This is a genomic window from Bacillus sp. N13C7, assembly GCF_026790065.1.
Classification (GTDB): Bacteria; Bacillota; Bacilli; order Bacillales; family Bacillaceae; genus Bacillus.
In genome coordinates, this window is sequence record NZ_JALAMO010000031.1 from 1 (window position 1) to 10,378 (window position 10,378).

The 10,378-nt window shown below is 50.8% G+C and carries 2 protein-coding genes; both read left to right on the forward strand.

Features of this window, described 5'->3' with window-relative positions; translation table 11 throughout:
- On the forward strand, positions 1-1,264 hold a 1,264-nt coding region (locus MOB98_RS20575; protein WP_268367342.1), incomplete at its 5' end, for a condensation domain-containing protein.
- 12 nt (positions 1,265-1,276) lie between these two features.
- Positions 1,277-10,378, forward strand: a 9,102-nt coding sequence (srfAB, locus tag MOB98_RS20930) for a surfactin non-ribosomal peptide synthetase SrfAB (RefSeq protein WP_419901016.1), incomplete at its 3' end; no start/stop codon positions are given.

Genomic DNA, 10,378 nt, shown 5'->3' on the forward strand with positions numbered 1-10,378 from the left:
GGCGCTGATCGAGCATCATGATGCACTCCGCATGGTTTACCGTGAGGGAACGAAAGAAGTCGTTCAATACAACAGAGGACTTGAGGCTGCTTCAGCCCAATTGGAGATCATCCAGATTGAGGGCCAAGCGATAGATCATGAAGACCGCATAGAGAGAGAAGCGGAACGGCTGCAAAGCAGCATCGACTTGCAGAAAGGCGGCTTGTTAAAAGCTGGATTGTTCCAAGCGGAGGACGGAGACCACTTGCTTCTTGCTATTCACCACTTAGTGGTTGACGGCGTGTCGTGGCGGATTTTACTGGAGGATTTCGCCGCGGTTTATACACAGCTTGAGCAAGGCAACGAACCGGTTCTGCCGCATAAAACTCATTCATTTGCGGAGTATGCAGAGAGATTGCAAGACTTCGCAAACTCCAAGGCCTTTTTGAGAGAAAAAGAGTATTGGAGACAGCTTGAAGAACAGACTGTCGCGGTAAAGCTTCCGAAAGATCGCGAATCTGATGATCAGCGAATGAAACATACAAAGACAATCGAATTTTCGCTGACTGCTGAAGAGACAGAACAGCTTACCACAAAGGTGCATGAGGCATACCACACAGAAATGAATGATATTTTGCTGACTGCATTCGGATTGGCGATGAAGGAGTGGACAGGTCAGGATCGAGTAAGTGTTCATTTAGAGGGGCATGGACGTGAAGAAATCATAGAAGGCCTGACCATTTCCCGTACAGTCGGCTGGTTTACAAGTATGTACCCGATGGTGCTCGATATGAAGCATGCGGACGATCTGGGCTACCAGCTGAAGCAAATGAAAGAAGATATCCGACATGTACCAAATAAGGGAGTCGGATACGGCATTCTTCGCTATCTGACGGCGCCGGAACATAAAGAAGATATGGCGTTCTCGATTCAGCCGGATGTCAGCTTCAACTATTTAGGACAGTTCGATGACATGTCGGATGCAGGCTTGTTCACGAGATCAGAGCTGCCGTCAGGACAGTCATTAAGCCCGGAAACAGAAAAACCGAACGCACTGGATGTTGTCGGATATATCGAAAACGGAAAACTGACGATGTCTCTGGCCTATCATTCTCTTGAATTTCATGAAAAAACGATAAAGACATTCAGCGATAGCTTTAAAGCTCATCTTCTCAGAATCATTGAACATTGCCTATCTCAAGATGGAACGGAACTGACGCCGAGTGACCTTGGAGACGACGATTTGACGCTGGATGAGCTGGATAAATTAATGGAAATTTTCTAATAGAGGTGGCATATGAGCAAAAAAACGATTCAAAAGGTGTACGCACTGACACCGATGCAGGAGGGAATGCTGTATCATGCGATGCTTGATCCGCATTCTTCCTCATACTTCACACAATTAGAGCTTGGGATTCACGGCGCTTTTAATCTTGAAATCTTTGAGAAAAGCGTCAATGAACTGATTCGGTCATACGATATTCTCCGTACGGTATTTGTGCACCAGCAGCTGCAAAAACCGCGTCAGGTTGTATTAGCGGAACGCAAAACAAAGGTGCATTATGAGGATATCAGTCATGCAGACCGAGACCGCCAGAAAGAGCACATTGAGCGTTACAAACAAGACGTGCAGCGCCAAGGCTTTAACCTGGCAAAGGACATGTTGTTCAAGGTGGCGGTATTCCGCCTAGCTGCAGATCAGCTGTATCTTGTCTGGAGCAATCACCATATTATGATGGACGGCTGGAGCATGGGTGTCCTCATGAAAAGCCTGTTCCAAAACTACGAAGCGCTCAGAGCCGGCCGGACACCTGCAAACGGCCAGGGCAAGCCATATTCCGACTACATCAAGTGGCTTGGAAAACAGGACAATGAAGAAGCGGAGAGCTACTGGAGCGAACGCTTGGCGGGTTTTGAACAGCCGAGTGTGCTCCCGGGCCGCCTGCCTGAGAAAAAAGATGAATACGTCAATAAAGAATATTCATTTACATGGGACGAATCACTGGTTGCCCGCATTCAGCAAACCGCAAACCGCCATCAAGTGACAGGGCCTAACCTGTTTCAGGCTGTTTGGGGCATCGTTCTTAGCAAATACAACTTTACAAATGATGTTGTCTTCGGCACGGTCGTCTCGGGCCGTCCGTCTGAAATCAGCGGAATTGAAACGATGGCAGGGCTGTTTATCAACACCATTCCGGTTCGGGTAAAAGTTGGTCGGGATGCCGTTTTTGCCGATGTGTTCTCAGCTGTTCAGAAGCATGCAGTCGAGGCGGAGCGCTACGATTACGTGCCGCTCTATGAGATTCAAAAACGCTCAGCCCTTGATGGCAATCTCTTGAACCATCTGGTCGCGTTTGAAAATTATCCGCTTGACCAAGAGCTTGAAAACGGCAGCATGGAAGAACGCCTCGGATTTTCTATCAAGGTAGAAAGCGCATTTGAGCAAACGAGCTTCGATTTCAATCTGATTGTGTATCCGGGCAAAACGTGGACCGTCAAAATCAAATATAACGGAGCAGCCTTTGATTCCGCTTTTATCGAACGGGCTGCGGAGCACCTTACCCGCATGATGGAAGCGGCTGTCGCTCAGCCGGACGCTTTTGTCCGTGAGTACGGGCTCGTGGGAGACGCAGAGCAGCAGCAAATTGTTGAGGGGTTTAACCAGACGAAAGCCGAACTTCCTGAAGGAATGGCCGTTCATCAAGTGTTTGAAGAGCAAGCGAAGCGGACACCGGCGAGCACTGCCGTCGTATATGAAGGAGCCGAGCACACATACCGAGAGCTGAATGCAGCGGCTAACCGTCTGGCGAGAAAGCTTGTTGAACAAGGTCTTCAAAAAGGGGAAGTAGCCGCGATTATGAACGACCGATCGGCAGAAACTGTTGTCGGCATGCTGGCTGTGTTAAAAGCAGGTGCCGCCTATGTGCCGCTTGATCCCGCGCTTCCTGAAGACCGTCTTCGTTTCATGGCGGAGGACAGCTCGATTCGAATGGTCTTGGCCGGAAAGTCTTATACAGAGCATGCCCATCAGCTGCAAGTGCCGGTCCTTACATTGGAAAGCGTGTTTGAAGAGAGTGAAGCGGCTGACAATCTCAACCTGCCATCCGCTCCGTCTGATTTGGCATACATCATGTATACATCTGGTTCAACGGGCCAGCCAAAAGGCGTCATGATCGAACATAAAAGCATCTTGCGCCTCGTTAAAAATGCCGGGTATGTTCCTGTTCATGAAGAGGACCGCATGGCACAAACGGGAGCCGTCAGCTTTGACGCCGGAACGTTTGAGGTATTCGGGGCGCTGCTGAATGGCGCAGCGCTTTATCCAGTCAAAAAAGAGACGCTGCTTGATGCGAAACAATTTGCAGCATTCTTGCGTGAACAGAGGATCACGACCATGTGGCTGACATCACCTTTATTCAACCAGCTTGCCGCAAAGGATGCCGGCATGTTCGGCACACTGCGCCATTTAATCATCGGCGGAGACGCGCTCGTGCCGCATATTGTCAGCAAAGTGAAACAGGCATCGCCGTCGCTTTCATTGTGGAACGGATACGGCCCGACAGAAAACACGACGTTTTCAACAAGTTTTCTGATCGACCGTGAGTATAGCGGCTCTATTCCGATCGGGAAGCCCATCGGAAATTCAACTGCCTACATCATGGATGAGCAGCAGCGCCTGCAGCCAATTGGCACACCCGGTGAGCTGTGTGTCGGCGGAATCGGTGTAGCGCGAGGATATGTGAACCTCCCTGAGCTGACGGAGAAGCAATTTCTCGAAGACCCGTTCAGGCCGGGTGAAAGGATTTATCGCACGGGTGACTTGGCGAGGTGGCTGCCTGACGGCAATATCGAATTTTTAGGAAGAATCGACAATCAAGTGAAGGTGCGCGGCTTCCGAATCGAGCTTGGCGAAATTGAAACAAAACTGAACATGGCTGAGCATGTGACAGAAGCTGCCGTGATCATCCGCAAGAACAAAGCAGACGAAAATGAAATTTGCGCGTACTTTACGGCAGACCGTGAAGTGACTGTGAGCGGGCTGAGAAAAGCACTGTCTCAATCGTTGCCTGATTATATGGTTCCTGCCCATTTGATTCAGATGGACAGCCTGCCGCTCACGCCGAACGGAAAAATCAACAAAAAAGAACTGCCTGCGCCGCAATCAGAAGCCATGCAGCCGGAGTACGCAGCACCAGAAACAGAGAGTGAAAAGAAATTAGCAGAGATTTGGGAAGGGATACTCGGCGTCAAAGCAGGCGTTACCGATAACTTCTTCATGATCGGCGGCCATTCTTTGAAAGCGATGATGATGACGGCGAAAATCCAGGAGCATTTTCATAAGGAAGTGCCGATTAAAGTGCTTTTTGAAAAGCCGACCATTCAAGAACTGGCGCTGTATTTGGAAGAGAACGAAAGCAAGGAGGAGCAGTCGTTTGAACCGATCAAGCAAGCACCTTATCAGCAGCATTATCCTGTATCCCCGGCCCAGCGGAGAATGTATATCCTCAATCAGCTTGGACAAGCAAACACAAGCTACAACGTCCCCGCTGTACTTTTGCTGGAGGGAGAAGTAGATAAAGACCGGCTTGAAAACGCGATTCAGCAATTAATCAACCGGCACGAAATCCTCCGTACATCGTTTGACATGATCGACGGAGAAGTTGTACAAACTGTTCATAAAAACGTATCGTTCCAGCTGGAGGCTGCCAAGGGACGGGAAGAAGACGCGGAGGAAATGATCAAAGCGTTCATTCAGCCGTTTGAACTAAACCGCGCACCGCTCGTCCGTTCGAAGCTTGTCCAGCTAGAGGAAGAACGCCACCTGCTGCTCATTGATATGCACCATATCATCACTGACGGCAGTTCAACAGGCATTCTGATCGGTGATCTCGCCAAAATATATCAAGGCGCTGATCTTGAGCTGCCGCAGATTCACTATAAAGATTTCGCTGTTTGGCACAAAGAACATGCTGATCATCAAAAAGATGAAGCATACTGGCTCGACACCTTTAAAGGCGAGCTTCCGATTCTTGATCTTCCGGCGGATTTCGAGCGTCCTGCTGAACGGAGCTTTGCCGGAGAGCGCGTGATGTTTGGCCTTGATAAGCAAATTACGGATCAAATCAAATCACTCTTGGCAGAAACAGACACCACAATGTATATGTTTCTGCTGGCGGCGTTCAATGTGCTCCTTTCTAAGTACGCGTCACAGGACGATATCATTGTCGGCTCACCGACGGCGGGAAGAACACATCCTGATCTGCAAGGAGTGCCGGGGATGTTTGTCAATACGGTCGCAGTAAGAACGGCACCTGCGGAAGATAAAACCTTTGCGCAATTCCTTGAAGAGGTCAAAACAGCCAGCCTTCAAGCATTCGAGCACCAGAGCTATCCGCTTGAGGAGCTCATTGAAAAACTTCCGCTTACAAGGGACACAAGCCGAAGCCCGCTGTTCAGCGTGATGTTCAATATGCAGAACATGGAGATTCCTTCATTGAGATTAGGAGATTTGAAGATTTCATCGTATTCCATGCTTCATCACGTGGCGAAATTTGATCTCTCCTTGGAAGCGGTCGAGCGTGAAGAGGATATCGGCCTAAGCTTTGACTATGCGACTGCGTTGTTCAAGGACGAAACCATCCGTCGCTGGAGCAGCCACTTTGTCAATATCATTAAAGCTGCCGCGGCTAATCCGAACGTTCGGCTGTCAGATGTAGAACTGCTTTCACCTGCAGAAACGGCTGCCTTGCTTGAAGAAAGACATATGACACAAATGACTGAAGCAACCTTTGCAGCTCTTTTCGAAAAACAGGCTCAGCAAACACCTGACCTTCCTGCGGTGATGTCTGGCGGAAATCTGCTGACCTATCGCGAGCTAGATGAACAGGCGAACCAGCTGGCGCATCATCTTCGTGCCCAAGGGGCAGGAAATGAAGACATTGTGGCGATTGTTATGGACCGTTCAGCTGAGGTCATGGTATCGATTCTTGGTGTCATGAAGGCAGGGGCGGCTTTCCTGCCGATTGATCCTGAAACACCTGAAGAACGAATCCGCTATTCATTAGAGGACAGCGGTGCGAGAATTGCGGTCGTGAACGAAAGAAATATGACGGCCATTGGGCAATATGAAGGGACAATCGTCAACCTTGATGATGCGGCATGGAGAAATGAAAGCAAGGTGCGCCCAGTGCCGATTTCGGGGTCTCGCAATCTTGCATACGTCATATATACGTCCGGTACGACCGGGAAGCCGAAGGGCGTGCAGATCGAGCATCGCAATCTGACAAACTATGTTTCTTGGTTTAGCCAAGAGGCGGGCCTGACGGAAACCGATAAGACTGTATTGCTTTCATCTTACGCATTCGACCTAGGCTATACGAGCATGTTCCCTGTTCTTCTGGCAGGGGGCGAGCTCCACATCGTGCCAAAGGAAACCTATACGGCGCCTGATGAAATAGGAATCTATATCAAGGAACATGGAATCACATATATCAAACTGACGCCGTCTCTGTTCCACACGATGGTGAACACAGCCAATTTTACAAAAGAGCCAAACTTTGAATCCTTGCGCTTAATTGTTTTGGGAGGAGAAAAGATCATCCCAGCCGATGTTCTCGCCTTCCGCAGGATGTATAGACATACTGAATTTATCAATCACTACGGCCCGACTGAAGCAACGATCGGCGCCATCGCCGGACGGATTGATCTGTCTGAGACGGACGCATTCGCCAAACGCCCGACAATTGGACAGCCAATTGCGAATGCCGGCGCGCTTGTCTTAAATGAGGCATTAAAGCTTGTGCCTCCGGGAGCGAGCGGACAGCTCTATATCACGGGACAGGGGCTTGCGAGAGGATATCTCAACAGGCCTCAGCTGACGGCCGAGAGATTTGTTGATAATCCATATTCGCCGGGCAGCCTCATGTACAAAACCGGAGATGTCGTACGGAGACTTTCGGACGGATCGCTTGAATTTATCGGCCGGGCTGATGATCAGGTGAAAATCCGCGGCTACCGCATTGAGCCCAAAGAAATTGAAACGGTCATGCTCAGCCTCAGCGGCATTCAAGAAGCGGTTGTGCTAGCAGTTTCCGAGGGCGGGCTTCAAGAGCTTTGCGCGTATTATACGGCGGATCAAGCCATTGAAACAGCAGAGCTCCGGAACCAGCTTTCCCAAACACTGCCGTCTCATATGATTCCTGCTTTCTTTGTGCAGGTTGACGAGATTCCGCTGACGGCAAACGGGAAAACCGACAGAAACGCATTGCCGAAGCCGAACGCGGCACAATCCGGACGCAAGGCCTCAGCCGCGCCGGAAACAGCGCTTGAAGAGAGCCTATGCCGCATTTGGCAGAAAACGCTTGGCATAGAAGCGATCGGCATTGATGACAATTTCTTTGATTTAGGCGGCCATTCATTAAAAGGGATGATGCTCATCGCCAACATTCAGGCCGAATTGGAGAAAACCGTACCGCTTAAAGCGCTGTTCGAGAAGCCGACTGTTCGCCAGCTGGCGGCTTATATGGAGGCATCGGCAGTTTCAGGCGGCCATCACGTGCTTAAACCGGCTGACAAACAGGATATGTACCCATTGTCATCCGCGCAGAAACGGATGTATGTATTGAATCAGCTTGACCGGCAGACGATCAGCTACAACATGCCATCTGTTCTCTTGATGGAAGGCGAGCTTGATATTTCACGCCTGCGCGACTCACTGAATCAGCTTGTGAACCGCCATGAGTCATTGCGCACATCATTTATGGAAGCAAACGGTGAGCCTGTTCAGCGCATTGCGGAGGAGGCGGCGATAGACCTTCATGTGTTTGAAGCGGAAGAAGACAAAGCGGACCAAAGGATCAAGGAATTTATCCGGCCGTTTGACTTAACCGACGCACCGCTCATTCGTGCGGCTTTGCTTCGAATAGAAGCGGAGAAACACTTGCTGCTTTTGGATATGCATCACATCATCGCTGACGGCGTATCAAGAGGCATTTTTGTGAAAGAATTGGCACTGCTTTACAAAGGCGAGCTGCTTCCGGAGCCGGCGCTTCATTATAAAGATTTCGCCGTTTGGCAAAATGAAGCTGTGCAAAAGGAACGGATGAAGGAGCATGAGGCGTATTGGCTGTCGGTACTTTCAGGCGAGCTGCCTGAGCTTGATCTGCCGCTCGATTACGCCCGTCCGCCTGTGCAAAGCTTTAAAGGGGATACGGTCCGATTCCGTACTGGAAGCGAGACGGCAAAAGCGGTAGAAAAGCTGCTCGCAGAAACCGGAACGACCTTGCACATGGTGCTTCACGCGGTTTTCCACGTCTTTTTAAGCAAAATTTCCGGACAGAGGGATATCGTCATTGGCTCCGTCACTGCCGGCCGGACGAATGCCGATGTCCAAGATATGCCGGGAATGTTCGTCAATACGCTTGCCTTAAGAATGGAAGCGGAAGAACAGCAAACCTTTGCAGAACTTCTGGAAAAAGCGAAGCAGACGAACCTGTCAGCGCTTGAACATCAGGAATATCCATTTGAGGACTTGGTCAATCAGCTTGATCTACCGCGGGATATGAGCCGAAATCCATTGTTTAACGTGATGGTGACGACAGAAAACCCTGATAAAGAACAGCTTGCATTGCAGAATTTAAGCATTTCTCCTTATGAGGCCCATCAAGGAACGTCCAAGTTTGATCTGACATTAGGAGGATTTACTGATGAAAAGGGCATCGGTCTGCAGCTTGAATATGCGACTGATCTGTTCTCAAGAGAGACGGCTGAGAAATGGAGCGAGTACGTTCTGCGTTTACTAAAGGCTGCTGCAGAAAACCCGAACCAGCCGCTTTCCAGCCTGTCACTCGTCACTGAAACAGAAAAACAAGCGCTTCTCGACGCATGGAAGGGCAAAACGCTGCCTGTGCCGACAGACAAAACGGTTCATCAGCTATTCGAAGAGACTGTCCAGCGCCACAAAGACCGTCCGGCTGTCACATACAACGGCCAATCTTGGACGTACGGCGAGCTGAATGCGAAGGCAAACCGTCTTGCGCGGATTCTGATCGACTGCGGCATCAGCCCGGATGAGCGCATTGGCGTTCTCACGAAGCCGTCGCTTGAAATGTCCGCTGCGGTGCTCGGCGTCTTGAAAGCCGGAGCGGCGTTTGTGCCGATTGATCCTGACTATCCTGATCAGCGGATTGACTATATTTTACAGGACAGCGGCGCGAAGCTTCTCTTGAAGCAAGAGGGGATTTCAGTGCCGGACAGCTTTACGGGAGATGTCATTCTTCTCGACGGAAGCCGCACGATTCTAAGCCTGCCGCTTGATGAAAACGACGAGGAAAATCCAGAGACGGATGCAGACGCAGAGAACCTCGCGTACATGATTTACACATCTGGAACGACCGGACAGCCGAAGGGTGTTATGGTTGAGCACCATGCGCTTGTGAACCTGTGCTTCTGGCATCATGACGTGTTTAATATGACAGCGGAGGACCGCAGTGCGAAGTATGCGGGCTTTGGATTCGACGCCTCCATTTGGGAGATGTTCCCGACCTGGACCATCGGCGCCGAGCTTCACGTCATTGATGAAGAAATCCGCCTCAATATCGTCCGCCTGAACGACTATTTCGAAACGAACGGCGTGACGATCACGTTCCTGCCGACGCAGCTGGCAGAACAGTTCATGGAGCTTGAGAACACATCACTCCGTGTCCTCTTGACAGGCGGAGACAAGCTGAAGCGCGCCGTGAAAAAGCCGTACAAGCTCATCAACAACTACGGGCCGACAGAAAACACGGTCGTTGCCACAAGCACAGAAATCCATCCGGAGGAAGGCTCGCTTTCCATTGGGCAGGCGATCGCCAATACGAGAGTGTACATTCTCGGCGAAGGCAATCAGGTGCAGCCGGAAGGTGTCGCCGGAGAGCTTTGTGTGGCGGGGCGCGGACTGGCGCGCGGCTATCTGAACCGGGAAGGCGAAACCGCGAAGCGGTTTGTCGCTGATCCGTTTGTGCCGGGTGAACGCATGTACCGCACCGGCGATTTGGTGAAATGGGTGAACGGCGGCATCGAATACATCGGCCGAATCGACCAGCAGGTCAAAGTCCGCGGCTACCGGATCGAGCTGTCAGAAATCGAAGTGCAGCTCGCCCAGCTTTCTGAGGTGCAGGATGCGGCGGTGACAGCCGTCAAGGATAAAGGCGGAAATACAGCGATCGCGGCGTATGTCACACCGGAAACAGCTGACATAGAAGCGCTGAAATCTGCACTGAAGGAAACCCTGCCGGACTACATGATCCCGGCCTTCTGGATGACGCTGAACGAGCTTCCGGTTACCGCAAACGGAAAGGTGGACCGAAAAGCCTTGCCTGAGCCGGACATCGAAGCGGGAAGCGGAGAATACAAAGCG